This is a genomic window from Psychrobacter sp. TB55-MNA-CIBAN-0194 (genome assembly GCF_040309505.1).
Taxonomy (GTDB): Bacteria; Pseudomonadota; Gammaproteobacteria; order Pseudomonadales; family Moraxellaceae; genus Psychrobacter; species Psychrobacter fozii.
Genome location: NZ_JBEOOW010000395.1, coordinates 1 through 264, shown reverse-complemented (window position 1 = coordinate 264; position 264 = coordinate 1). Strand labels below are relative to the sequence as shown.

General features: G+C 42.4%; 1 pseudogene. It reads right to left on the bottom strand.

Annotated features, from left to right (window positions below):
- Positions 1–264, bottom strand: a pseudogene (locus tag AAEY75_RS15610) (EAL domain-containing protein); the annotation flags it as partial.

Here is a 264-nt window from a genome sequence, read left to right as displayed (position 1 = left end):
ATTATGGGCTAAACGTACCACATTAGGATGAACAAAATTGGCAAGCTCCACAGATTTTATGGATGAGCCAAAATTATTGATGCTAAGCTTGCAGTTTACCTGACTGAGCGCGGTGAATTGAGATTTCGCTACTGTTAAGTAATCTGAGATGTCTTTTTCATTGAACTGTAGTGTCAACGCCCCAGCTTTACCACCGATGGCATTGATGAGCTGGCTTGCAACACTGGGCAGTTTTTTATCGATTAAAGACGCACTGGTTAGCTG